Origin of the sequence: Streptomyces sp. NBC_00273, from assembly GCF_036178145.1 — a bacterium.
In the GTDB taxonomy this organism is placed as follows: domain Bacteria; phylum Actinomycetota; class Actinomycetes; order Streptomycetales; family Streptomycetaceae; genus Streptomyces.
Window position 1 is genome coordinate 3,688,857 of record NZ_CP108067.1, and the last position, 23,636, is coordinate 3,712,492.

16 protein-coding genes are annotated in these 23,636 nt (G+C 71.9%); 7 read left to right on the top strand and 9 right to left on the bottom strand.

The window, feature by feature from the left end; all coding sequences use genetic code 11:
* Positions 1-124 precede the first annotated feature (124 nt).
* Genes OG386_RS15475 through OG386_RS15485 form a run of 3 tightly spaced genes read left to right on the top strand, consistent with a single transcriptional unit; the run spans position 125 to position 4,316 of the window.
* Positions 125-1,336: a glycosyltransferase gene (locus OG386_RS15475; RefSeq protein ID WP_328793262.1), complete on the top strand. Its 1,212-nt coding sequence runs from the start codon at positions 125-127 to the stop codon at positions 1,334-1,336.
* Positions 1,333-3,093, top strand: a complete 1,761-nt coding sequence (locus OG386_RS15480) for a lipopolysaccharide biosynthesis protein (protein ID WP_327383150.1) — start codon at positions 1,333-1,335, stop codon at positions 3,091-3,093. The genes OG386_RS15475 and OG386_RS15480 overlap by 4 nt, the downstream gene beginning before the upstream one ends.
* Positions 3,090-4,316 (top strand): hypothetical protein, encoded by a 1,227-nt coding sequence (locus OG386_RS15485; RefSeq protein WP_328788642.1) that lies wholly within the window; start codon positions 3,090-3,092, stop codon positions 4,314-4,316. Before OG386_RS15480 ends, OG386_RS15485 begins: the two co-directional genes overlap by 4 nt.
* A 232-nt stretch (positions 4,317-4,548) precedes the next feature.
* Here OG386_RS15485 and OG386_RS15490 read toward each other — a convergent pair whose 3' ends face one another.
* Complete coding sequence (locus OG386_RS15490) at positions 4,549-6,072, bottom strand: hypothetical protein (protein WP_405788768.1); 1,524 nt, start codon at positions 6,070-6,072, stop codon at positions 4,549-4,551.
* A gap of 121 nt (positions 6,073-6,193) precedes the next feature.
* On the opposite strand from OG386_RS15490, the gene OG386_RS15495 reads away from it, so the two are divergent.
* Positions 6,194-6,733, top strand: coding sequence for a WcaF family extracellular polysaccharide biosynthesis acetyltransferase (locus tag OG386_RS15495; RefSeq protein ID WP_328788643.1), 540 nt, complete (start codon positions 6,194-6,196; stop codon positions 6,731-6,733).
* Between the two features lie 8 nt (positions 6,734-6,741).
* Positions 6,742-7,863 carry a glycosyltransferase gene (locus OG386_RS15500; RefSeq protein WP_328793264.1) on the top strand — a complete coding sequence of 374 codons (1,122 nt, stop codon included), beginning with the start codon at positions 6,742-6,744 and terminating at the stop codon, positions 7,861-7,863.
* On the opposite strand, the gene OG386_RS15505 is transcribed toward OG386_RS15500, so the two are convergent.
* The 4 genes from OG386_RS15505 to gmd all read right to left on the bottom strand — a co-directional run bounded on the left by OG386_RS15505 (position 7,856) and on the right by gmd (position 12,995).
* Complete coding sequence (locus OG386_RS15505; protein ID WP_328788644.1) at positions 7,856-8,074, bottom strand: DUF6458 family protein; 219 nt, start codon at positions 8,072-8,074, stop codon at positions 7,856-7,858. The two genes, OG386_RS15500 and OG386_RS15505, sit on opposite strands and share 8 nt — an antisense overlap.
* Before the next feature lie 108 nt (positions 8,075-8,182).
* On the bottom strand, positions 8,183-8,854 hold the full coding sequence (locus OG386_RS15510) for a hypothetical protein (RefSeq protein ID WP_328788646.1): 672 nt from the start codon (positions 8,852-8,854) through the stop codon (positions 8,183-8,185).
* A 97-nt stretch (positions 8,855-8,951) separates the two neighbouring features.
* On the bottom strand, positions 8,952-11,735 hold the full coding sequence (locus OG386_RS15515; RefSeq protein WP_328788648.1) for a DNRLRE domain-containing protein: 2,784 nt from the start codon (positions 11,733-11,735) through the stop codon (positions 8,952-8,954).
* 246 nt (positions 11,736-11,981) lie between these two features.
* Positions 11,982-12,995: a GDP-mannose 4,6-dehydratase gene (gene gmd, locus OG386_RS15520; protein ID WP_189742990.1), complete on the bottom strand. Its 1,014-nt coding sequence runs from the start codon at positions 12,993-12,995 to the stop codon at positions 11,982-11,984.
* Positions 12,996-13,462: 467 nt separating this feature from the next.
* Here gmd and OG386_RS15525 point away from each other — a divergent pair, with 467 nt between their 5' ends.
* Positions 13,463-14,407, top strand: coding sequence for a GDP-L-fucose synthase family protein (locus OG386_RS15525; protein WP_328788649.1), 945 nt, complete (start codon positions 13,463-13,465; stop codon positions 14,405-14,407).
* A 22-nt stretch (positions 14,408-14,429) separates the two neighbouring features.
* Here the strand turns inward: OG386_RS15525 and OG386_RS15530 are convergent, their stop codons facing one another.
* On the bottom strand, positions 14,430-15,905 hold the full coding sequence (locus OG386_RS15530; RefSeq protein WP_328788651.1) for a sugar transferase: 1,476 nt from the start codon (positions 15,903-15,905) through the stop codon (positions 14,430-14,432).
* 383 nt (positions 15,906-16,288) lie between these two features.
* Between OG386_RS15530 and OG386_RS15535 the strand changes: the two genes are divergently transcribed.
* Positions 16,289-18,559 carry a M4 family metallopeptidase gene (locus tag OG386_RS15535; protein WP_328788652.1) on the top strand — a complete coding sequence of 757 codons (2,271 nt, stop codon included), beginning with the start codon at positions 16,289-16,291 and terminating at the stop codon, positions 18,557-18,559.
* Positions 18,560-18,653: 94 nt separating this feature from the next.
* Here the strand turns inward: OG386_RS15535 and OG386_RS15540 are convergent, their stop codons facing one another.
* The 3 genes from OG386_RS15540 to OG386_RS15550 form a co-directional block, all read right to left on the bottom strand.
* Positions 18,654-19,424, bottom strand: a complete 771-nt coding sequence (locus OG386_RS15540; protein WP_328788653.1) for a hypothetical protein — start codon at positions 19,422-19,424, stop codon at positions 18,654-18,656.
* Positions 19,425-19,592: 168 nt separating this feature from the next.
* Positions 19,593-22,229, bottom strand: coding sequence for an alpha-glucan family phosphorylase (gene glgP / locus OG386_RS15545; RefSeq protein WP_328788654.1), 2,637 nt, complete (start codon positions 22,227-22,229; stop codon positions 19,593-19,595).
* 379 nt (positions 22,230-22,608) lie between these two features.
* Positions 22,609-23,169, bottom strand: a complete 561-nt coding sequence (locus OG386_RS15550; protein ID WP_328788655.1) for a helix-turn-helix domain-containing protein — start codon at positions 23,167-23,169, stop codon at positions 22,609-22,611.
* Positions 23,170-23,636 lie beyond the last annotated feature (467 nt).

The window sequence follows — 23,636 nt, forward strand, 5'->3', positions numbered from 1 at the left end:
CGGTGTAGCGGATTAGCAGACAATAGCGTGCACGTTCCGCACCACGCGGGTGAACGAATAGGGTGACGTGCGCATCATCCAGGGGAAGAGGGGACGCACGGTGTCCAGATCCGGTCAGCGGCGCATGCTGCTGGTTTCCACCAATTACGCTCCGGAGCACGCGGGGATCGGCCCGTATGCGACCCAGATCGCGGAGCACTGGGCGGATCTCGGTCACGAGACCCATGTGCTGGCCGGCATGCCGCACTACCCGGCGTGGTCGCTCGAACCCGAGTACAAGGGCGCGTTCCAGCGCACGGAACAGCGCGCGGGGGTCACCGTGCACCGGCGTGCGCACACCGTGCCGCCGCGCCAGACCGCCGTGAAGCGGGCCCTTTTCGAAGGATCGATTCTGCTGCACGGCGCCGTGGCCCCGCCGAAGATGCGCAAGCCGGACGCGGTCCTCGCCCAGATGCCCAGCCTGGCCGGCGGCGTGCTCGCCGCCCGGCTCGCGGCGCGCTGGAAGGTCCCGTACATCCCGGTCGTCCAGGACCTGATGGGCGCCGCCGCCGCACAGAGCGGGATCAGCGGCGGCGACAAGGCCGCCGCGATCGCCGGCCGCGCCGAGGCCTACGCCCTCAAGCGCGCCACCCTCGTCGGCGTCATCCACGAGACCTTCGTGGACCGGGTCGTCGGCATGGGCGTGGACCCGGGGAAGATCCGCCTCGTCCCCAACTGGTCCCACGTGCCGGTGCCCACCAAGCCGCGCGGCGAGACCCGGCACCACCTCGGCTGGGCCCCCGGCGAGACCGTCGTCCTGCACTCCGGGAACATGGGCCTCAAGCAGGGCCTCGAAGTCCTCGTCGGCGCCGCCCGGCTCGATCCGAGCGTCCGGTTCGTCCTGATGGGCGACGGCAGCCAGCGCGCGGCTCTGTCCGATCTCGCGGCGGATGTGCCGAATCTGGACATCATCCCCCCTGCCGCTGACGGCGAGTTCCCGGATATCCTCGCGGCGGCGGACGTTCTCGCAGTCACGCAGCACGCCGCCGTGCTGGACATGAGCGTCCCGTCGAAGCTGACCTCGTACTTCCAGACCGGTCGGCCCGTCGTGGCCTCCGTGGCCGCGGAGGGCGGAACCGCCCAGGAAGTGGAACGCTCGGGCGCAGGGGTGCTCGTACCGCCGGAGGACCCCGAAGCCCTGCTGAAGGCCGTACGGGCCCTGGCCGAGGACCCTGAAGGCGCGGACGCACTGGGAGCGGCCGGACCCCGCCACGTGGCGGCCCACCTGAGCCGCGAAGCGGGCCTGGCCCGCATCGACGCACTGATAGACGAAGCACTTGGGGGACCCCGGCCGTGATCGAGACGAACCGCCCTGCAGCGGCACCGGTCGACGACGAACCCGATCTCCTCAGAGATCAGTTCCGGCAGCTCCTGCGCTACCGCAGGCTCATCGGCGCGGGCATCGGGATCGGTCTGCTGGGCGGCGTCTACCTCGGCATCTCCACGGCCGACACCTATGTCGCGACCGCCGACGTCGTCCTGCGCGCACCCACCGACGACCCGTTCAACCCGAGCCTCGCACCGGACAAGGCGATCAACATCGGCTCGGAGCGCCAGGTCGCGCTCAGCTCCTCCATAGCCAACGAGGCGGCGAAGAAGCTCGGCGTGGACGCGTCCGGCTTCGCCGCCCTGCGCAGCGGGCTCCAGGTCACCAACCCGCCGCAGACCATGGTGCTGCGCTTCACGTACACCGCGGACTCCGCCAAGGAGGCCGCCAAGCGCGCCAACACGATGACCGAGGCCTACCTGACGAAGCGGCAGGAGGCCCTCGACGCCACCCGCGACAAGATGGTCAAGGGCTACAAGGAGCAGCGCGACCCGATCGCCAAGCAGCTCGACGAGCTGTCGAAGGAGATCGCCCGGATGCCGGCCGGCTCCGGACGCGACGCCGCCAGCTCCTCCAAGACCGACCTGCAGAGCGAGGTCGGCGGCTACAACACCAAGATCACCAAGCTCGAAGCCCTGGACATGACCCCGGGCCGCGTCACCAGCGCGGCGACCGCGCCCACCGCCACCGACGGCCCCGGCATCGTCATGTCGCTCGCGCTCGGTGCGGCCGTCGGCCTCGCACTCGGTCTGCTGGCCGCCTGGGTCCGCCTCGTCTTCGATCCGGCCCCGCGCTCCGAGGGCGATGTCGCCCGGGCACTGCGCGCACCCGTCCTGGGTTACCTGCCCCGGGACCGGACGGGCGGCGGACCGCTGCTCGCCGCCGGTGAGGCCGATCCCCGGCTCGCCGAGGAGTACCGCTCGGTGGCCTTCCGCCTCGCCTACGACTCCCGCTTCGCCGACCGGCGCCGCCTGCTCGTCGTCGCCCCGCGCGGCAGCAGCGAGACCGCGGCCGCGGTGGCCGTGAACCTCGCCGCCTCCTTCGCGGAGACCGGCAAGGACGTCCTCCTCATCGAGGCCGACCTGCGCACCCCGGTCCTGGCCAGCCAGCTGCCGACGGACGCCGGCGGCAGGCCGCGCTGGAGCCAGACCCCCGGCAGCCCGAACTCGGGCGGCCGTCACTCGGACACCGAATGGCCCGACGGACGCCAGCTCGTCGTGGACGCCGGGGAGTCCGGATCCTTCGACCTCATCCCGGGCGAGCGGGCGCGCAACGTCCCGCGCTCGCTGACCTCGGCCCGCGCCACCCGGCTGATCTCCGAGGCCGATTCCCCCAACTCCACGGTCGTCGTGCTCGCTCCGCCCGTGCTCTCCTACGCCGACGCCCTCGCCCTCGTCGACCGCGTCGACGGCGTCCTGGTCGTCTGCGACCCGCGCGCCGTGCACCGCACCGACCTGTCCCGGATCCGCGAGCTGATCAGCGGTGCCGGCGGCACCGTGCTCGGCGCGGTGCTGCACGCACCGCTGCCCGGCGAGAAGCGCGGCCGCGGCAAGGACAAGGTCGGCCCGGCCCCCACCGGCCCCGCCGGGGGTTCCGGGACCTCTCCGAAGCCCGGCCGGTCCGCGCCGCAGCCGATCCCGTACGAAGTGGCCGAGCCCGAACAGCACATCCCCGGTGACGGCACCGACACCGTCGCGCTGCGCACCGTCCGCATGGGCCGCAGATGAGCCGACGCGGCCTCGCCGCCGTCGCTTCGGTCCTGGACCAGGCGGCGTCCAGCGCCACGAACATCCTGGTGCTGGTGTTGGCCGCCCGGCTGTCCTCGGCGTCCGGGTTCGCCGACTTCTCGATGGTGTACGTGACCTTCAGCGTGCTCCTCGGACTGAACATGGCCTACGTCGGCCAGAGCCTGGTGCTGGAGAAGGGCGAGGGGCTCGGCGCCGCGTGCCGCTCGGCGCTGGGCTTCACCGCCGCCGCGTCGGCCGCCGTGGGCACGCTGCTGCTGGTGGTGGGCCTCGCGCTGGCCGGGGCCACCGGAACCGCCTTCCTCGCACTGGGCCTCGTACTGCCGCTGGTGCTCCTCCAGGACGGCCTGCGGTACTGCTTCTCCGCACTGCGCACCCCGCAGCGGGCGCTGGCCGCCGACGCGCTGCGGCTGGTGTGCGTGGTCGCGGCGCTGGCCCTGCAGCCCGAACGGGCCTCGGCGGGGCGGCTGGTGCTGGTGTGGGGCCTGTCCGCACTGCCCGCGCTGGCGGTGGGACTGTGGCTGCTGCGGCCGTACGTACGCGGCTCCCGCACGGACCTGCGGCCGTACCTGCGACGGGGGCACCTGGGGCAGCGGTTCGTGGTCGAGTTCGCCGTGGGCAACGGCTCCAGCCAGCTCGCCGTACTGGGCCTCGGCGTCTTCGCGACGCCGCTGGCCGTCGGCGCGCTGCGGGGTGCGACCACGCTCTTCGGGCCGCTGAACGTGCTGTTCAACTCGGCGAACGCCTTCGGGCCGCCGGTGCTCGGCCGGCTCGGCGGCAAGCGGGCCACGGTGCGGGCCACGGCCGCGCTGGGACTCGTACTCGCCGCGGTCGGCGCGGGCTGGGCCACGGCCCTGTACCTGTTGCCGGACCGCCTGGGCCGGGAACTGCTCGGCGACACCTGGGCGGGCGCGTCCGCGCTGCTGCCGGCCACGGGCGCGCAGTACGCCGCGATGGGGCTCGGCACGTGCGCCCTGCTGACCCTGCGGGTGCTCGCCCCGAAGGCCACGCTGTCGTTGCAGGTGGTCTTCTCGCTGCTGTCCGTGGGGCTGCTGCTCGGCGGGTACGCGGTGTGGGGTGTGGCGGGCGCCGCGTGGGGCCTGGCGGCCGGCTCGGCCCTCAAGGCCCTGGCCGCCTGGTGGCGCGTCACCCGTCTCCCGGCCGCCGCCGGCTCGCGGGAACCCGAGCCTGCGGCCGCCGCCTGACCGCTCGCGCGCAGCGATGGGCCCACCGGGCCGCCGTCGTGTGAACCGCTGCGCGGGCTTCTCTCCCCGCCCCGCCCTTTCACCGTTTCCCGTGCCCTGCCCGGACCCCGCGGCGGAGCCCCGCTCCCTCAGCCCCGCCGGCGTTTGAGGCGCGGGGTCCGGGGCGGAGCCCCGGGAAGCGGCGGCGCGGGCAGGGTCCGGGCAGACCTCACCGCGGCCCGCCCGGGCAGGGCTAGCGCAGGGTGGTGGACTTGTCCGTGCGGTAGGTCGCGACCAGCGCAAGGCAGAGGGCCGCGATCGCCACCCGCCCCGACGCCTGCAGCAGCGGCCCCCGCAGCAGGATGAACGAGTAGCCCGCGACCAGCGGGACCACCACCGAGATCAGGCTCCCCGGCGGACTCCGCCGCGTGGCCCGCTTCGCGTAGCGCCGGTCGACGCGGGCCGAGGCGTACCCCATGCCCAGCAGCCCCGCCCCCATGCCCAGCGGCCCGAAGTCCAGCCACAGCTCGGCCCAGATCGGGGAGGAGAGGTTGGTGTTGACCGTACCCATCCACTGGCCGACCATCACGCCCGTGTCCCGCGGCTTGCCGGGCCACACCGCGCGCGGCACCGCGAAGAAGACCGATCCCGCGAGCTGGCGGCCGTAGAAGTGGCCGGGGCCGGAGTTCGAGAAGGTGATGGTGTTCGCGAACATGCCGATCTGGTCGTAGTCCTTGAGGGCCATGGGCTCCAGGAAGGACGTCGTCTCGACCGGCCGGTAGTTCTTCTCGTCGTAGCGGAAGCGGTCCGCGAACGGGAAGATCAGGAGCGCGACGACCACCGCCATGGACAGCGCCACCCGGTACATCGCCGCGCTCACCGGGAAGACGGTGAACAGCAGCGCGAACATGACCGTCAGGAACCAGTACCGGGGGTTCGAGATCGGGTTGTTGACGATCAGGTTGAGACCGGCGAGCGCCGCCCACGTGACGATGATCGACACCTTGCGGCGGGCGAACTTCGAGGTGATCAGCCAGCGGGTGTACAGGAGCAGCGCGAGCAGCGCCGGTACGGTGCCGAAGCCGCGCAGCAGGGCCTGGCCGGCCTGGCCGTCGCCGTTGGAGACGCCCGCCTCCTCGATGCCGGCGATGATCTCCTGGCGGCTGGAGAAGAAGACCGCCGGGCCGCCCAGCTTCATGATGAAAACGGCGCTGCAGAGGAACGACAGGATCGTCAGGAGCTGGAGTCGGCGCCGGTGCGCCATGACGGGCTTCGACTGCTTCTGGGAGCCGCCCGCGCGCCCGGTCGGGCGGTGCCGGGCCAGCAGCACGCCGACGTCGAAGGCCGTGCAGCCGAGCAGTACGAGCCCGATGGCGACGGTCAGGTCGGATCGCGGGCCGACGACCGGCGTGGGGACCTGGCCGAGGACGGCCTGCGCGAGGGGGGCCACGCCCATGGCCATGTAGACGAAGAGCCAGAAGGAGCCCTGGAGCAGCTTGCGTCGGCTGGTGAGCACCATCGCGGAGAGCCGGGCACCCGCGTACATGGTGAGCAGCAGCTGGAGCCAGAAGGCCGCGTCGCGGACGCCGGCGCCCGTCTGGACGGCGACGAACAGCGGCAGGAAGACGGTGAATCCGAGCGCGAGCGGGACGGACAGTGCGCGCGAGAGGAGCGTGCGCGGGAGGGTGGCCCGGCCCCACAGGCTCTCGTCCTCGAAGGGGGACGGAACGTGCTGCTTCGCGGGCGTCGCGGGGGACTTGCGTATGTCCGTCGTCACTGCCGCCCCCACCCGATGTGCCTGGTCCGCGGGCAGTCTAGTCTGAGCGGGCCACGCCCGGGGAGGCGGCGGCGCGGGGGTCCCCCCGGACGGAGTCTGGGGGAGCAGATGGGGACGACAGTTGCGGGATCTTCCTTCCTTCACGTTGGCCGGGTACGACAAGGGCCGCGGGCTGCTGACGCAGGCGCTCTGGTTCGCCGTGATGAACACCCTGTTCATGAGCTGGTTCTGTCCCGCGCGGGTGCGGGTGGCGCTGCTGCGGGCCTTCGGCGCGAAGATCGGTGAGGGCGTGCTGATCCGGCACCGGGTACGGGTGCTGTGGCCGTGGAAGCTCGACGTCGGGGACCACACCTGGATAGGCGAGGGCGCCTGGCTGCTGAACCTGGAGCCGGTGACCATCGGGGCGAACGTGTGCGTCTCGCAGGAAGCCATGCTCTGCACCGGCTCGCACGACCACCGGGCCGCCGACTTCCGCTACCGCAACGCCCCGATCGTGGTCGAGGACGGCGCGTGGGTGGCGGTACGGGCGACCGTGCTCGCCGGGGTCACGGTGGGCCGCTGCGCGGTCGCCGGAGCCGGCGCCGTGGTCCACAAGGACCTGCCCGAGCTGACCCTGCAGACCCAGGACGGGCACCGCCGCCCGGTGGAGGAGCCCAAGTGAGCGCCGCGATGAGAGTCCTGCACGCCGTCACGCTCCACTCCCCCTCGCACGCCTTCGGCGGACCGGTCCGGGTCGCGCTGAACCTGGCGAAGGGGCTGCGGGCCCGGGGCCACGAGGCGCGGCTGCTCGCGCTCGGCGAGGGCTTCGATCCGTGGCCGAACTCCGTGGAGGGCGTTCCGGCGCAGCTGTTCCCGGCCCGCCGGCTGCTCCCCCTCGGCTTCAGCGGGATGACCTCGCCCGCCCTGCTGGCCTCGGCGGGCCGGCTGGTGCGGGACGCCGATGTCGTGCACGTCCACCTGGCCCGGGACCTGGTGACGCTGCCGGTCGCCCTGGCGGCGCTGCGGGCGGGCAAGCCGCTGGTGCTGCAGACCCACGGCATGGTGGACCCGAGCGAGAAGCTGCTGGCCAAGGTGCTGGACGCGGTGGCGGTACGCCGGCTGCTGCGCGGCGCGGACGCGGTGCTGTACCTGACCCCGCACGAGCGGGAGGGACTGGACGCGGTGGTCGGCGCGCCGCCCTTGGCGCAGGCGGTCCGCCTGGTCAACGGGACTCCGGCACAGGAGGAACGGCCCGCGCTGAGCGGCCCGCCGCGCATCCTGTACTCGGCCCGCCTGCAGGCCCGCAAGCGGCCGGTGGACTTCGTGGACGCGGCCCCGGCGGTCCTCGCCGCCCACCCGGACGCTCACTTCGTGGTCGCCGGACCGGACGAGGGCGAGCTGGCCGGCGTACGGGACCGGATCGGGGCGCTGGGCCTGACCGACCGGTTCACGGTCCCGGGGGCGCTCTCCAGCGCGGAGGTCCTGGCCGAGCTGCGCCGCGCCCACGTCTACGTGCTGCCGTCGGTGGACGAGCCGTTCCCCATGTCGGTGCTGGAAGCCCTCGCGGTGGGCGTCCCCTCGGTCGTGACCCACTCCAACGGCCTGGCCCGCGACATCGCACGCACCGGCGCCGGCCACGCCGTCGACCCCGGCCCGGCAGCCGTCTCCACCGCCGTCCTGGACCTCCTCGACCCGACCGCCAACCACGAGGCCTCCCGGTCGGCCCGCGAACTGGCCGCGGAATCCTTCTCCATGGACGCCGTCCTGGACACCCTCCTCCCGATCTACGAAGGCATCCGCGGCGTCAGATGACGTCCCGGCGGTGGTCGTCCACCACCGGGATCGCGGCGCCCGGGGCTCGGCGGCGTTTGTAGATGCTCGTGTAGACGGCGAGGCCGATGCCGCCGACCGCCATCATGATCAGGCCGACCAGGTCGAGGTTGACGCTCTCCAGCTCCCAGTCGCTGGCGAAGGTGAGAATGGCCCCCACCACGATCAGGACGATGCATCCGCCGATGCCCATGGGTCCGCCTTCCGCTGTCGGGACTGTGACCGCGCGGGTACCCGGCTTCGGGGTACGAAAACGCCCCCGGGGGCCGGGAGTCCGGTCCTCGGGGGCGTTGTCGGTCGGCTACGCGGGGATCCAGGCGTAGCAGCCCGTGGAGTTGAACTCCGCCGTGCCGGCCGGGATCGTCGCCGTGATCTTGTCGCCCGCCTTGGGCGGGGTCTCGGGGCCCGAGGCGAGGGCGGCGCCGTCCTTGCCCTTGGCCTCCCAGGTGCAGTTCGTGGCCTGGGTGAGCGCCCGGTAGTTGCCCGCCGCGGGCGAGGTACGGGGGCCTTCGGGGAAGCCCTTCTCCGCCGCGGCGAGGATCGGCTTCTGGTCCGGGCACAGGAGGTTGATCGCGTCCTTGGCGCCCGGGATCTCGCCGGTGATGACGGCTCCGGTCGCCGCGTCCTTGTCGTGCTTCGCGGTGCGCTGCACCCGCTGGCAGGCGTCCTGGCCGCCCTGCAGCACGGACGCCGGGTCCACCTTGTCGGGGACCCGCCCGCTCAGGTACTTCTTCTCCTCCGCCGTGAAGCTGCCCGTCTTCGGGGTGATCTTCGCGTCCGGCAGGACGGGGCCGGTCGGCTTCGCGTTCGGGTCGGTCGACGGCTGCGGAGCATCCGCCGGGTCGGGGGCCGACGACGAGGCCGGGGGCTTCGGCTTGGCGCCGGAGTCGGCCTTGTCCCCGCCCGAACTACAGGCGGTCAGCGTCAGGGCGGCGGCCAGCAGGACAGCAGCCGCTGCGGAGCGTCGGTACATCGGAAGGCTCCCGTACTCAAGGGGGGTGTGCAGCGGGGCCCGGCCACAGAGGGCCGGACCCCGCACGCCGTCAGGCGGTTGTTTCGGTTCTCGTCGCTTACTTAGCGCCGAAGGTGAGGACCAGCTGCGGAGTGCCCTCCGCAGCCGTGGCCTCGGCGGACCAGATCCACAGCGGGTCGGTGCCCGTGCTCGTCAGGCCCAGGCCGTAACTGGTGCCCAGCGCCGCGGAGACCGTGGCGGTGTCCAGCTCCACGTTGTGGACCGCGGAGCCCTCCGGCACGCCCGCGAGGGTGCCGAGCGGGGTGGTGCCGAGGGTGGGCTTGGTGTTGAAGGTCGTACCCGCGCCCGTCCAGTTGCCGGTGACCGGGAGCACCTTGACGGTGTCGGTGGTGCCGGAGTTCGCCTGCGTGCTGGTCTTGATCTGCAGCGAGGCGGACTTCAGGACCTGGCCGGCCGGGGCGGCCGGCAGGTTGAAGCGCATGTACGTCTCGTACAGCGAGCCGCTGCCGCGCACCGCGAGCGAGGTGGACGTGCCGTAGGCGGTGCTCGGGGCGCCCTGGTTGATGTAGGTGTCCTCGGTCGTCTTGACCGCGGAGACCGTGTCGGTGGGTGCCTTGGCCAGGTCGAAGTGGCTCTTGACCTGGGCCTGGGTGAGCGCCGACGGGTAGACGGCCGTCTCGTCGAGCTGACCCGCGAAGAAGTTGCTCGTCGGACGGGTCGGCCAGTTGGCGAGGTTGTCGCCGCCGACGTGCCAGTAGCCCGCGAAGGTGGCGTTGCTCGTGGCGTTCAGCGAGCCCTTGTTCTGGCCGTCGACGTACAGCGTGATGCCGCCGGGGCCCTGGGTGCCGACCACGTGGTGCCACTGGTTGTCGTTGTACGTCTCGAACAGGCCCGTGGAGACGGTCCGGGTCGAGCCGTTGTAGACGCCGAAGACCAGGCGACCGGTGTTGGTCATGTACAGCTGGCGGTCGTACGAGCCGCTGTTGCGCGCGGTGTTGTTGCCGAAGCCGATGAGCTTGCCGCCGCGCGTGGTGTTCGTCTTGAACCAGGTCTCGATGGTGAACGTGTTGCCGACCGTCTGACGGCGGTCGCTGTACACCTGCTGGCTGGTCCCGTTGAAGCCCATCGCCGTGCTGCCGGAGACGGCGCCGGGCGACTGCTTCAGGGCGGGCGTGTTGAGCTGGACGCCGCTGCGGTTGCCGGACACCGAGGAGTCGGCGACGTAGGGGCTGACCGCGTCGTCGTAGCGCCAGTACAGCTCCGCGCCGTCGGTGCGGACCTGGTTCGGGTAGGACTGGACCGAGGTCGGGACGGTCACCGAGGCGACGGCCGACAGGGCGCTGGTGTTGCCGGCGGCGTCGGTCGCGGTCACCCGGTAGGTGTAGCTCTGGCCGGCCTTGACCGTGGTGTCGTTCCAGGAGGCCTGGGGACGCTCCCACTCCAGCGAGCTGGCGGTGACGGTGGCGGCCGGGGTGGCCGAGCCGTTGCGGTAGATGCGGTACGTCAGCTTGCTGTCGTCCGCGTCGTAGCTGGTGCGCCAGCGGACCTGGACCTCGCCGGGCTTGACGCTGGAGGCGCTGGCCACCGGGGTGGTCGGGGCGCCGACGTCGCCGGTGGAGGCGAAGCGGGTCAGGCCCCACTGCGGCTTGCCGTTGATGAGGGTGAACTCACCGCCGACCCACATGTACTTGACGTCGTTCTTCTCCGCCACGGCCATGACGCGCGGGCCGATGCCCTCGGTGCCGTCCATGCCGTCGTTGGCCGTGGGGTGCCAGCCGAGCTTGCCGGGGCCGCGCACGAAGCCGTCCACGGGCGCGGGGGCGGCGCCTTCGTGGTTGGTCGGCTGGGCCAGCAGGAAGTTCCGCTTGCCGTCGGGGAACTCCAGCTCGGTGGAGCAGTCGTGCCCGTGCGAGGAGCTGTAGAGCACTCCCTCGTACGGCAGGACGAACTGGGTCGCGCCGAGGCAGCGGTCGCGCCACTTCTCGGTGAAGTCGCTCAGGCGCAGGCCGATGCGGCCGTCGAAGACGCCGCCGCCGGAGCCCTCGTGGCCCGTGTAGAAGCCGGTGTCGTCGGTGGAGATGTCCTTGACGACCGAGTTCGACGGGATGTTGTTGTACGTCTTGGTGACCGCGCCCGTGGTGGCGTTGACCACGGCGAGGGCGTGGCTGTTGGAGCCGTTGACGGTGAAGAAGTCGCCGCCGAGGAGCACGTTCTTGCCGTCGGGGGTGACCTCGACCGCACGGCCCGGCTCGTCGACGTTGGCGACGAAGGGCTTCAGCGCACCGGAGGAGGCGTCCACGGCGGCGAACCGCTCGCGGGTCTGGCCCTCGACGGTGCCGAAGTCGCCACCCGCGTAGAGGGTGTCGTCGGTGACGGCGAGCGCGCGCACGGTGGCGGGGAAGCTCGGGTGGAACGATGCCTTGGGGGTGCAGCTCGCGATGTCGATCGCGGCGAGGCTGGAGACCGGGGTGCCGTTGACGGCGCCGAAGGACCCGCCCGCGTAGAGGGTCTTCTTGTCCTTCGAGACGACCAGCGTACGCACGGTCGCAGTGCCTTCGCCGATGGTGAAGGCCAGCTTGCAGGAGGTGGGATTGCCGGTCGCGGCGTCGAGCGCCACGAAGTTCACGGCGTTCTGCTCCGCGCCGGCCACGCCCTCGGGCGGACGCACGGCCGAGAAGGTACCGCCCGCGAAGACGGTGCCGTTGGCCTGGGCCATCGCCCAGACGACGCCGTTCGTCTGCCAGGTCGGCAGCTCGTCGGCGGTGAATGCCACCGGCGCCGTGATGGCGGACGCCTGAGGCATCAGCACCAGGCCTATGCCGGTGCCCGCACCGGCCAGTGACAGTACGAGGGCGGCAGTCAGCCCTCTGGATCTACGCATGAGCCCCCCAGGGCAATTGCCCGGTTTGATGGCTGGAACTATCCGAACAGCCATATGTACTGGCGCAGACTAGGGCTCAGTTAAAGGCCCGGTCACCTCTCTTGACCCATTGCATACCAACTTGGAATCAACAGGTTCAGCCTGGAGGGTGCACAAGGGACATACGGCAGGTTTACCCCGGCCGCACCCCCGTAGAGCTGCGGAGTATGGCCGGAACACGGCAAACCGTAGGGGAAATATAAGGCCTCAGCGGTCGATGCGGACCGTCACTCCCGCCAGTTGGTCCTCGACCTGACGGATATCGGCGTCCACCATGATCTGCGCCAGCTCGGCCACCAGGACCGTCGGCTTCCAGCCAAGCAGGTCATGAGCCTTGGAAGCGTCGCCGATGAGGGCGTCGACCTCGCTCGGGCGCTCGTACTTGGGGTCGTAGCGCACGTGGTCGGTCCAGTCGAGACCGGCGTGCGTGAAGGAGGACTCGACGAACTCGCGGACGGTCGCGGCCACCCCGGTGGCGACGACGTAGTCGGTGGGCTCGTCCTGCTGGAGCATCCGCCACATGGCGTCCACGTACTCGGGGGCGTAGCCCCAGTCGCGCACCGCGTCGAGGTTGCCGAGGTAGAGGTGGTCCTGGAGACCGGCCTTGATGCGGGCCACCGCGCGGGTGATCTTGCGGGTCACGAAGGTCTCGCCGCGGCGCGGGGACTCGTGGTTGAAGAGGATCCCGTTGACGGCGAACATGTCGTACGCCTCGCGGTAGTTCACCGTGGTCCAGTACGCGAATACCTTCGCGGCGCCGTACGGGCTGCGCGGGTGGAACGGGGTGGCCTCGTTCTGCGGGGGCGGGGTCGCACCGAACATCTCGGAGGACGAGGCCTGGTAGATGCGGGTGTCGACACCGCTGGCCCGGATGGCCTCCAGCAGTCGCAGCGCACCGAGGCCGGTCACGTCGCCCGTGTAGAGCGGGGCGTCGAAGGAGACGCGGACGTGGGACTGGGCGCCGAGGTTGTAGACCTCGTCGGGGCGTATGTCGCGGAGCAGGTTCACGAGGGCGACGCCGTCGGAGAGGTCGGCGTGGTGCAGGACGAAGGACCGGTTGGCGGTCTGCGGGTCCTGGTAAATGTGGTCGACCCGCTCCGTGTTGAAGCTGGAGGACCGCCGCACGAGCCCGTGCACCGTGTAGCCCTTGGAGAGCAGGAGCTCGGCGAGGTACGAGCCGTCCTGTCCGGTGACTCCGGTGATCAGTGCGGTCTTGCCCATGGGGTCCCCTTGCTGGTTGTTTCTGTCGGTCGTGGTGAGGCGGTGCCTCGGGATGGGTGCGGAGCGGGCCTTCGGGCGTCGCGCCGAACGGCCCGGCCGCGGCCCGGGGGCCGGATTGCGTTACCGTACACGGCCGCTCCCGGGCTGCCCCGGTGGGGCGGACGCCCTTGCCAGGAGCAGACGCGGGCCGGGCCGGCCCTGGTTCCGGCCGCCGCCGCAGCGCCGTCCGGGCCCGGGCCGGGGGTCGGCCCCGGCGCCGCCCCGGCCGACGGGTCGGGGCGGGAACGGCGTCCGGGTTCGGGCGGTCCACCGGGGTGGGCTCCGGCCCGCGGGCCGGAGCCCACGGCCGGGCACGTGCCGTCGGCCTGGACCGTGAGGTCCGCCGCAGCCGGGGCCGCGCCGGCGGCGCGGGCTCGGGCCGTGGACCCCTGCGCCCCCCGCGGGAGCGGACTGGCATCATCGGCGGTATGACAAGTTCGCTGCCGCTCCTGCCCCCGAACGCCCGCGTCTTCGTCGCGGGCCACCGCGGCCTCGTGGGGTCCGCGGTCGCCCGGCGGCTCACCGCCGACGGCCACGAGGTGCTCACCCGGGGCCGCGTCGACCTCGACCTGCGCGACGCCGCCGCGACCGCCGCGTACCTGAAGGACGTCCGCCCGGACGCCGTGGTGCTGGCCGCCGCCAAGGTCGGCGGGATCATGGCCAACAGCACGTACCCGGTGCAGTTCCTGGAGGAGAACCTGCAGATCCAGCTCAGCGTGATCGGCGGCGCGCACGCCGCCGGCGTGGGCCGGCTGCTGTTCCTGGGATCGTCCTGCATCTACCCGAAGCTGGCCCCTCAGCCGATCCACGAGGACGCCCTGCTGACCGGCCCGCTGGAGCCGACCAACGAGGCCTACGCCCTCGCCAAGATCGCCGGCATCGTCCAGGTCCAGTCCTACCGCAAGCAGTACGGGGCCTCGTACATCTCGGCCATGCCGACGAACCTCTACGGCCCGGGCGACAACTTCGACCTGGAGACCTCGCACGTCCTGCCGGCCCTCGTCCGGCGCTTCCACGAAGCCGCCGCCGAAGGCCGTGACGAGGTCACGCTGTGGGGCTCGGGCACCCCGCGCCGGGAGTTCCTGCACGTGGACGACCTGGCCGCGGCCTGCGCCGTGCTGCTGAACACCTACGACGGCGACGAGCCCGTCAACATCGGCTGCGGCGAGGACCTGACCATCAAGGAACTGGCCGAGACGGTCGCCGAGGTGACCGGCTTCCGCGGCCGACTCGCCTGGGACACGTCCAAGCCGGACGGGACCCCGCGCAAGCTGCTGGACGTGAGCCGCCTGACGTCGCTCGGATGGAAGCCCGGCATCCCGCTGCGGGACGGCATCGCCGCCACGTACGAGTGGTGGCGCGAGCAGAGCTGATCGCACAGGCGGCCCAGGTCCCTCAGTACGCTCCGCGACCGTCTACGACGGCGCGGAGCGTGCGGCCCATGACGTCGACGTCACTGGTGAAGGACCAGTTGTCGACGTACTGCAGGTCGAGCTGGATGGTTTCGTCCCAGGACAGGTCGGACCTCCCGCTGATCTGCCACAGTCCCGTCATCCCGGGCCGTACGGTGAGCCGGCGCAGCTCGACCTCGTCGTACTTCGCCACCTCCTCCGGAAGCGGCGGGCGCGGGCCGACCAGCGACATGTTGCCGATCAGTACGTTGATCAGCTGCGGGAGCTCGTCCAGCGAGGTGCGGCGCAGCAGTCGGCCCACCCGGGTGACCCGGGGGTCGCGGCGCATCTTGAACATCAGACCGTCGTTCTCGTTGGACCCGGACAGCTCGGCCTTCAGGGCGTCGGCGTCCACGACCATCGTGCGGAACTTCCACATGACGAACGGGACCCCGTCGCGGCCGATCCGCCGCTGGCGGTAGAAGGCAGGGCCGCGCGAGCCGAACCGTATGGCCAGGACGATCCCCAGCAAGAACGGGGAGAGCAGCAGCAGGCCGGCCGCGGCGCCCACCCGGTCCAGGGCCGACTTGAGCAGGGTCTGCACCCCGCGGCTGACGGGCGGCGCGACGCGCAGCACCGCCAGCCCGCCCGCGGACAGGGTCTCCAGCCGCTTGACGGATACCTCCACCAGGCCGGGGAAGACGGCGAGTTCCAGGCCCGCGTCGTGCAGGGCCCAGGCGATCCGGCGCAGCCGCTCCCCCGTGATCCGCACGCCGGGGGCCACGAGCACCAGGTCGGCGTGGTGACTGGCGACGGCGCCGAGCACGGCCGCCGAGTCGCCGTTCGGGGTCTCGGAGGTGCCTCCGTCGAGCCGCGCCGCCACGGGTACGCCGCTGGCGAGGGGCCCGGCACCGACCGGGACCACGCCGACGACGACGTACGGGTGGTCGGTGCGGGCGGCGAGGTGCGCGATGACGTCCTCGGCCGCGTCGGGCTCTCCGATGACCAGGACCCGACTGACGGCCTGGGCCTCGCGGCGGGCGGCCGAGAGGTGACGGTAGGTCAACTTGTGGACGGCGACTGTGATGAGCAGGGCGGGCAGCAGGGCCCCGAGGGCGGACAGCCGGGGGGTGGCCTCTTCGGTCACCACGCGCGCCACGGCCAGCACGCCGATCAGAATCAGCCAGTCGTGCACGACGGGCAGGACACCGCGGGACTCGCCGAGCGCCCGGGTCGCGTAGCGCCGGCGCAGCGCCTGCACTCCGGTCCACGCCACGGCGGCGGCCAGGGCGCAGTAGACGGGTCGGACCTGCTGCGCGGCGTCGAAGACGAGTCCTACCGGGATGGCGGCGCCGAGGAAATCGGCGGCGATGGCGGCCGGGCGGTACCAACGGGCCTTGTCCCCGAGGCGCCGTGCGGGCGCAAGGGACTCCCGGGCCGCTCGGGCCACTCTTTGCGCAGGAATATGGACATGCCTCATGGGCCCCCCTGGCACGTGGTCTATGACAGTGGCGGGTGCCCATCGCTTCCCCTGGCAACGAACATCTGCCGCACCGGGAAACAGTACGACAAACACCCGTACGGTAAATGCCGTTTGGGTCAACGCAGTCTCTTGTTGCGCAAGTGTTAGCAACCGGTAGCAGGCGTTCCGGATGCTGGATGGCCTGGTGAAGCACACGAAGATGAATGGTCCGGATACCGGATACGTATCTTCGAACAACGAACCTTTTCCGGCCAACCTTTTGACGCGGCCCTGACATCTGCCGTCCTGAGTGGCAATCTTCGACCGTTCATCGCACCAGCCCTGCTCTGCCCGGAGGCCCACCCAGCCATCCGGAACCCCCCTTGCAGAAGGAGTCTGCGTTGAGGTCCACCCCCCAGAGGCGTGCCACCGCGGCCGGCGCTCTCGTTGCTGCGGCAGCCCTGCTCGCCGTCGGCATACAGACCGGCACCGCAACCGCCGACGCCACCGCGTCACAGGCACCCACGGCCTCCCAGCCCAACCCGGGCGCGGCCAACCGCGCACTCAGCGCCTCGGAGCGTGCGACGCTCCTGGCCGAGGCCAACTCGACCACCGCGCAGGCCGCCAAGGCGCTCGGCCTCGGCAGCGGCGAGAAGCTCGTCGTCCGCGACGTGGTCCAGGACGCGGACGGCACCACGCACACCACCTACGAGCGCACCTACGACGGACTCCCGGTCCTCGGTGGTGACCTCACCGTCCACGCCAAGGACGGCGTCACCAAGAGCGTGACCAAGGCGACCAACCACGAGATCAAGGTCGCCGACACCAGCGCCACCGTCACCCCGGCGGCCGCCGAGAGCCAGGCCGTCTCCGCCGCGAGCGCCGAGGGCTCCAAGGAGGCCAAGGCCTCCAAGGGCGCCCGCAAGGTGATCTGGGCGGCCGAAGGCGCGCCGGTCCTCGCGTTCGAGACCGTCGTCGGCGGCCTCCAGCACGACGGCACGCCGAACGAGCTCCACGTGGTGACCAACGCCAAGACCGGCGCCAAGATCACCGAGTGGCAGGCCATCGAGACCGGCACCGGCAACACGATGTACAGCGGCCAGGTGACCCTCGGGACCACCCAGTCGGGCAGCACCTGGAACCTGACCGACGCCGCGCGCGGCAGCCACAAGACGTACAACCTCAACCGTGGCACCGGCTCCGGCACCGGCACGCTGTTCTCCGGCCCGGACGACATCTGGGGCAACGGCACGCCCTCCAACCTGGAGACGGCCGGCGGTGACGCCCACTACGGCGCCGCGGTCACCTGGGACTACTACAAGAACGTGCACGGCCGCAACGGCCTGCGCAACGACGGCGTGGCCCCGTACAGCCGCGTCCACTACGGCAACGCCTACGTCAACGCGTTCTGGAGCGACTCCTGCTTCTGCATGACGTACGGCGACGGCGAGGGCAACAACAAGCCGCTCACCTCCACCGACGTGGCCGCGCACGAGATGACCCACGGTCTGACCTCGGTCACCGGCAACATGACCTACAGCGGTGAGCCCGGCGGTCTGAACGAGGCGACCTCCGACATCATGGCGGCGGCCGTCGAGTTCTACGCCAACAACCCGCAGGACGTCGGCGACTACCTGGTCGGCGAGAAGATCGACATCAACGGCGACGGCACCCCGCTGCGCTACATGGACAAGCCGAGCAAGGACGGCTCGTCCAAGGACAGCTGGTACTCGGGCCTCGGCGGCATCGACGTCCACTACTCCTCGGGCCCGGCCAACCACTGGTACTACCTGGCCTCCGAGGGCTCGGGCGCCAAGGTCGTCAACGGCGTGAGCTACAACTCGCCGACCGCGGACAACCTGCCCGTCACCGCGATCGGCCGGGACGCCGCCTCGAAGATCTGGTTCCGCGCGCTGACGGTGGGCTACTTCAAGTCGAACACCAACTACGCCGACGCCCGCGTCCAGACCCTGAAGGCCGCTGCCGACCTCTACGGCCAGGGCTCGACGATCTACAACAACGTCGCCAACGCGTGGGCCGGCGTCGCCGTCGGATCCCGCATCTCCAACGGCGTCACGGTCACCCCGATCGCCAACCAGAACACCGTCACGGGCAGCGCCGTCAGCCTGCAGGTCCAGGCCACGAGCACGAACCCGGGTGCGCTGAGCTACGCGGCGACCGGCCTGCCGGCCGGCCTGTCGATCAACTCCTCCAACGGCCTGATCTCGGGCACGGCCTCCACCGCGGGCACGTCCAACGTGACCGTCACGGTGACCGACTCGCAGAACCAGACCGGTACCGCGGCGTTCACCTGGACGGTCGGCACCACACAGCCGAGCGTCTTCGAGAACACCACGGACTACCAGATCGCGGACAACGCGACCGTCGAGTCCCCGATCAACGTGACGCGCACGGGCAACGCCCCGAGCGCCCTCAAGGTGGACGTGAACATCGTCCACACCTACGTCGGTGACCTGGTGGTCGACCTGGTCGCCCCCGACGGCAGCGTCTACAACCTGCGCAACCGCACCGGCGGCAGCGCGGACAACATCGTCCAGCAGTTCACCGTGAACGCCTCCTCCGAGGTCGCCAACGGCACCTGGAAGCTCCGTGTCAGGGACGCCGCCAGCCTGGACACCGGCTACATCAACAGCTGGAAGCTCACCTTCTGACCCCACCGGGGCAGGGTGAACGACGGCTGAGCAGATAGACCACGGGGCCGCCCGGGAGGATTCCTCCCCGGGCGGCCCTGTTCCATTGCGTACGTCAGCCCAGGGTGCGGAAGATGGCGGTGAGGAGGTCTTCCTCCTCTTCCTCGTCGTCACTGTTCTGGTTCTGGCTCTGGTTCTGGTCGCTCTGGTCGCCCTGGTCATCGCGCGACTGGTCGTCCCGGCCCGGCCAGGTGCCGTTCCCGCCGGTACCGCCGGTACCGCCGGTGCCGCCGTTGGTGCCGTTGGTGCCGTTGCTTCCGTTGTCGCCGGTGCCGCCGGTGCCCCCGGTGCTGCCGTCGGTCAGGTCCTCGTCGGCCTCGTCGTCCCGGGGCCGGTCGTCCCGGCCCGGCCAGGTGCCGTTCCCGCCGGTACCGCCGTTCCCGCCGGTGCCACCCGTGCCGCCGGTGCCACCCGTGCCGCCGTTCCCACCAGTGCCACCGGTGCCGCCGGTCACCGCGTCCTCCTCGGCCACCGGCTTGAAGTAGACGGAGACGACCTCCACCCGCTTCGCCTTCTCCCCCGGCTTCAGCACCTTCTCCGCCTCGCCGTCACAGCTGCGGTTGTCGAAGAGGACCGCCAGCGACTCCGTTTCGTTGCGCACCTCGATGGCGGGCTCGTCGCGGGAGGTGCGCGTCAGCAGGTAGCAGGTGTCGTTGTCGGCGGGCCGGATCTGACCTCTTCTCTCGGAGCCGGCCGCGTCCAGGTACTGGTAGTGCAGCGTGCCGAGGGCGCGTTCGCCGTGGTCGTCGGCCACCGACGGGCCGGCGGTGGGCAGGGCGAGCGCGAGAGCGCCGACGAACACGGCGGCGGTCGAGCGAAGACGCATGGGGGGAGTCCGTTCCTCGGGTTCCGCGGATACCGGTCCGGTGGCATCCTCGGGCAGCGTAGGAGCGCGGCACTCCACAGAAACGTTTCAGCAGATCCGGCGCGAGCGTGGTTCACCCATGAGGCCGGGCGGCGCGCACCCATGGCGCACCGCCCGGCCCCCGCGAGGTCAGCGCAGGAGCACACCGCCCCCCGCGTCCGTCTCCACCGGGGCCGCGACCAGGCCCAGTTCCGCGGGGGTCGCCAGCAGCGGGTGTGCGGGCAGGATGCGCACCGTGTAGCCGAAGGGCCCCGTACGGTCGAGGGCGAGCGGGCCCTCGTACACCCAGCGGCCCTCCAGATCAGGCCCCGCAGCCGGCTTGAGCGGGAAGCTCCGCCCGTCCCGGATCACGTCCTGCGGGTCCACCCGGCCGGCGAAGGCCTGGACCTCCACGTCCTCGGGGGTGAGGGCGTCCAGCGCCACCTGCACGCGCAGGGTGAGGGTGGCGCCCAGTTCGGCGGTGCCGCCCACCGGGGCCGCGGCCAGCGTCTCCACGTGCTCGACGGAGACCCGCGGCCAGGCCGCCCGGGCCCGCCCCTTCCACCAGGCGAGGTCACGGGCCGCCGCGGCGTCCAGGGCCCGGTGCGCGAGCGCGGCCGGGGTGTAGAGCCGCTCCACGTACTCCCGGACCATCCGCCCCGCGAGCACCTTCGGCCCCAGCGAGACGAGCGTGCGCCGGACCATCTCGATCCACCGCACCGGCAGTCCGCTGCGCCCGGCCCGGTCGTAGAACCGGGGCGCGACCCGGTTCTCGATGAGCTCGTAGAGGGCGCTCGCCTCCAGGTGGTCGCGCCGGTCCTCGTCCGCGCCGAGCCCGTCGGCGGTCGGGATGGCCCAGCCGAAGTCCGGCTCGAACCACTCGTCCCACCAGCCGTCCAGCACGGACAGGTTGAGGCAGCCGTTCAGCGCGGCCTTCATCCCGCTCGTGCCGCACGCCTCCAGGGGCCGCAGCGGGTTGTTCAGCCAGACGTCGCAGCCCGGGTAGAGCTTCTGCGCCATGGCCATGCCGTAGTCGGGCAGGAAGACGATCCGGTGCCGTACCCGCGGGTCGTCCGCGAAGCGGACCAGTTCCTGCACGAGCCGCTTCCCGCCGTCGTCGGCCGGGTGCGCCTTGCCCGCCACCACGATCTGCACCGGCCGCTCCGGGTCCAGCAGCAGCCTGCGCAGCCGGTCCGGGTCGCGCAGCATCAGCGTCAGCCGCTTGTACGAGGGCACGCGCCGGGCGAAGCCGATGGTCAGCACATCGGGGTCGAGCACGGATTCGACCCAGCCCAGCTCGGCCGCGGCGGCCCCGCGCTGGCGCCACGAGGCGCGCAGCCGGTCCCGTACCTCCTGCACCAGTTGCTCGCGCAGCACCCGCCGCAGGTCCCACACGTCCTGGTCCGGGATCTCGGCGACCGCGTCCCAGCGCGGGGAGCCGCCGACCGACAGGGCGTCCTCGGTACGGCCCGCGCCGATCTGGCGGGCACCGAGCCGGACCACCTCGGGAGCCACCCAGGTGGGGGCGTGCACCCCGTTGGTCACGGAGGTGATGGGCACGTCGGCCGGGTCGAAGCCGGGCCACAGCCCGGCGAACATCTCCCGGCTGACCGCGCCGTGCAGGGTGGACACCCCGTTGGCCCGCTGGGCCAGGCGCAGGCCCATGACGGCCATGTTGAACACGCCGGGGTCGCCGCCGGGGTAGGTCTCCGCGCCCAGTTCCAGGATCCGCTCGACCGGTACGCCGGGCAGTTCTCCGCCCTCCCCGAAGTGCCGGGCGACCAGGGCCCGCTCGAAGCGGTCGATCCCGGCCGGGACGGGGGTGTGCGTGGTGAACACGGTTCCGGCGCGCACCGCCTCGACGGCGGCGTCGAAGCCGAGGCCCTGCTCCCGCTCCAGTTCCCTTATGCGTTCGAGCCCGAGGAAGCCGGCGTGCCCCTCGTTGGTGTGGAAGACCTCGGGAGCGGGGTGGCCGGTGATCCGGCAGTACGCGCGCACCGCGCGCACGCCGCCGATGCCGAGCAACATCTCCTGGAGCAGCCGGTGGTCGCTGCCGCCGCCGTAGAGCCGGTCGGTCACCTCGCGGGCCGCGGCGTCGTTGTCCTCGACGTCGGAGTCCAGGAGCAGCAGCGGTACGCGGCCGACGCGGGCCTGCCAGACGTGGGCCTGGAGGGTGCGTCCGCCGGGCAGGGTCAGACAGACGCGGGCGGGGGTGCCGTCGTCCTGGCGGAGCAGGCCGAGCGGGAGTTCGTTGGGGTCGAGGACGGGATAGTGCTCCTGCTGCCAGCCGTCGCGGGAGAGCGACTGGCGGAAGTAGCCGTGGCGGTAGAGCAGGCCCACCCCGATGAGCGGGACGCCGAGGTCGCTGGCGGCCTTCAGGTGGTCCCCGGCGAGGATGCCGAGGCCGCCGGAGTACTGCGGCAGGGCGGCGGTGATGCCGAATTCGGGGGAGAAGTAGGCGATGGCGGACGGCAGTTCCGCGCCGTTCTCCTGGCTCTGGTACCACCTCCCGCCGTTCACGTAGTCATCGAGGTCGGCCGCGGCGACGGCGAGCCGGCGCAGGAAGCGGCGGTCCGCGGCCAGTTCGGCGAGCCGGGTCGCGGAGACCGCGCCGAGCAGCCGGACGGGATCGCCGCCGGCGGCCTGCCAGCCCTCGGGGTCGACGGATTGGAAGAGTTCACGGGTCTCGGAATGCCACGACCAGCGCAGGTTGCGCGCGAGCTCGGTCAGCTGTAGCAGGGGTTCCGGGAGGACGGGGCGCACGGTGAATCGACGGATAGCCTTCACGTGTTCCACCTTCGCAGGGGATTACGGATCGGAGCGGCCGCACCACGCTGTGCACCCGCGCATCACCCCGGGAAGGCTAGCGGCGCCCGTGCGTTCCGGCCATGGGCCCTCCGGCGGGGCTCATCGCCCCGGACGGGGCCGGTCCTCCCCCAACGGGTCGTCCGGATACGGCCGCAGCACCTCCGGCAGGGCGCCGCGGCCCAACTGCGCGCCGATCAATGCGCGTGGTGCCCGCGGGTCCGTGTGGCAGTGTCCCCCGTATGGACGACGAGGTGGGCGCCCGCGCGGGCCTGTCGGGCGTTCCGGCCGAGTGGTGGTCGCGGGCGGAGCCGGCCCGGATCCCCGACGGAGCCGCGTAGCGGCCGACGTCCGACACTGCCTAGGCGCGGGCGCGCCGTTCGGTGGGGCTGGTTCCGTACGCCTCGCGGTAGGCGCGGCTGAAGACGGCGGCGCTGCTGAAGCCCCAGCGGGCGGCGATGGCGTGGATGGGCCGGTCGAGCAGTTCGGGCCGGGCGAGGTCGGCGTGGCAGTGTTCCAGCCGGCGCCGGCGGATGGTGGCCGCGACGCTCTCCCCCCGGTCCTGGAACAGCAGGTGCAGCCGGCGCACCGAGATGTGGTGGCGGTCGGCGATGGACTGCGGGGCCAGGGCCGGGTCGCCGAGGTTGTGGTCGATGAAGGTGTCGATCCGTTCCAGCAGGGCGCGGGGGCCCGGACCGGCCGGGGGTTCGCCCGAGGTGCGCCCGCCCGCGCCGTCGTGCTGCTCGGCCAGGCAGGCGGCGATCAGGTCGGCCGCGACCCGTCCCAGCCGGTCCAGGTCCCTGGGCGCGCATTCGGCGCCGTGCGCTCCCAGGGTGTTCAGGAACCGGCCGACGATCGCCCCCATGCCCGTCTCGCCGGAGATCCGCTGCGCGAGCAGCCGCTGCGCCTCGTCGATCGGCACGGGTGACGCGCTCCCGGGCAGCCGGACCGCGACCGTCGTCCTCGACCGCATCGTTCAATACCCCCGAATCACCGGTCACTCGCGCCTCTCGGCTGGACGGGCCATTGTCTCCCGGTGCAGCCCTCGCCGGCTCTCCGGGCGGGGCGCGCGGGGCCCGTGGGGCAGGTGGTTCCCGCGCCGCCCGCGCCCGGGCGCCGCACCGCGTCCGCCCCTACGTCAGCTAGTTCCGGCCGACTTGACGGAGACCCGGCGGATGTCGACCCGGGCCTTGGTATCGGCCGTGCCACTACGTACGAGTAGTTAACCGAGCGCGCGGATTGGGCGGGGCGAGAGTGGGAAGGGCTCCCCGGGTACACGTTCGTACACGCACGGCGCACCCGCCCACAAACCCTCTCCCCGCCACCCGAGTGAACGCGGACAGGAGCGGCCATGCCCGCAGCCCAGCCGTCCACTGAGCGGCTAGAAAC

What these genes read in the sequence shown, in the direction of transcription:
- OG386_RS15500 (WP_328793264.1), top strand. Translation starts at nt 6,742, where the DNA reads ATGAGAGTCCTGCACGCCGTCACGCTCCACTCCCCCTCGCACGCCTTC.
- OG386_RS15530 (WP_328788651.1), bottom strand. Translation starts at nt 15,905, where the DNA reads ATGAGGCATGTCCATATTCCTGCGCAAAGAGTGGCCCGAGCGGCCCGG.
- OG386_RS15540 (WP_328788653.1), bottom strand. Translation starts at nt 19,424, where the DNA reads ATGCGTCTTCGCTCGACCGCCGCCGTGTTCGTCGGCGCTCTCGCGCTC.
- OG386_RS15525 (WP_328788649.1), top strand. Translation starts at nt 13,463, where the DNA reads ATGACAAGTTCGCTGCCGCTCCTGCCCCCGAACGCCCGCGTCTTCGTC.
- OG386_RS15515 (WP_328788648.1), bottom strand. Translation starts at nt 11,735, where the DNA reads ATGCGTAGATCCAGAGGGCTGACTGCCGCCCTCGTACTGTCACTGGCC.
- OG386_RS15505 (WP_328788644.1), bottom strand. Translation starts at nt 8,074, where the DNA reads ATGGGCATCGGCGGATGCATCGTCCTGATCGTGGTGGGGGCCATTCTC.
- OG386_RS15485 (WP_328788642.1), top strand. Translation starts at nt 3,090, where the DNA reads ATGAGCCGACGCGGCCTCGCCGCCGTCGCTTCGGTCCTGGACCAGGCG.
- OG386_RS15510 (WP_328788646.1), bottom strand. Translation starts at nt 8,854, where the DNA reads ATGTACCGACGCTCCGCAGCGGCTGCTGTCCTGCTGGCCGCCGCCCTG.
- OG386_RS15475 (WP_328793262.1), top strand. Translation starts at nt 125, where the DNA reads ATGCTGCTGGTTTCCACCAATTACGCTCCGGAGCACGCGGGGATCGGC.
- gmd (WP_189742990.1), bottom strand. Translation starts at nt 12,995, where the DNA reads ATGGGCAAGACCGCACTGATCACCGGAGTCACCGGACAGGACGGCTCG.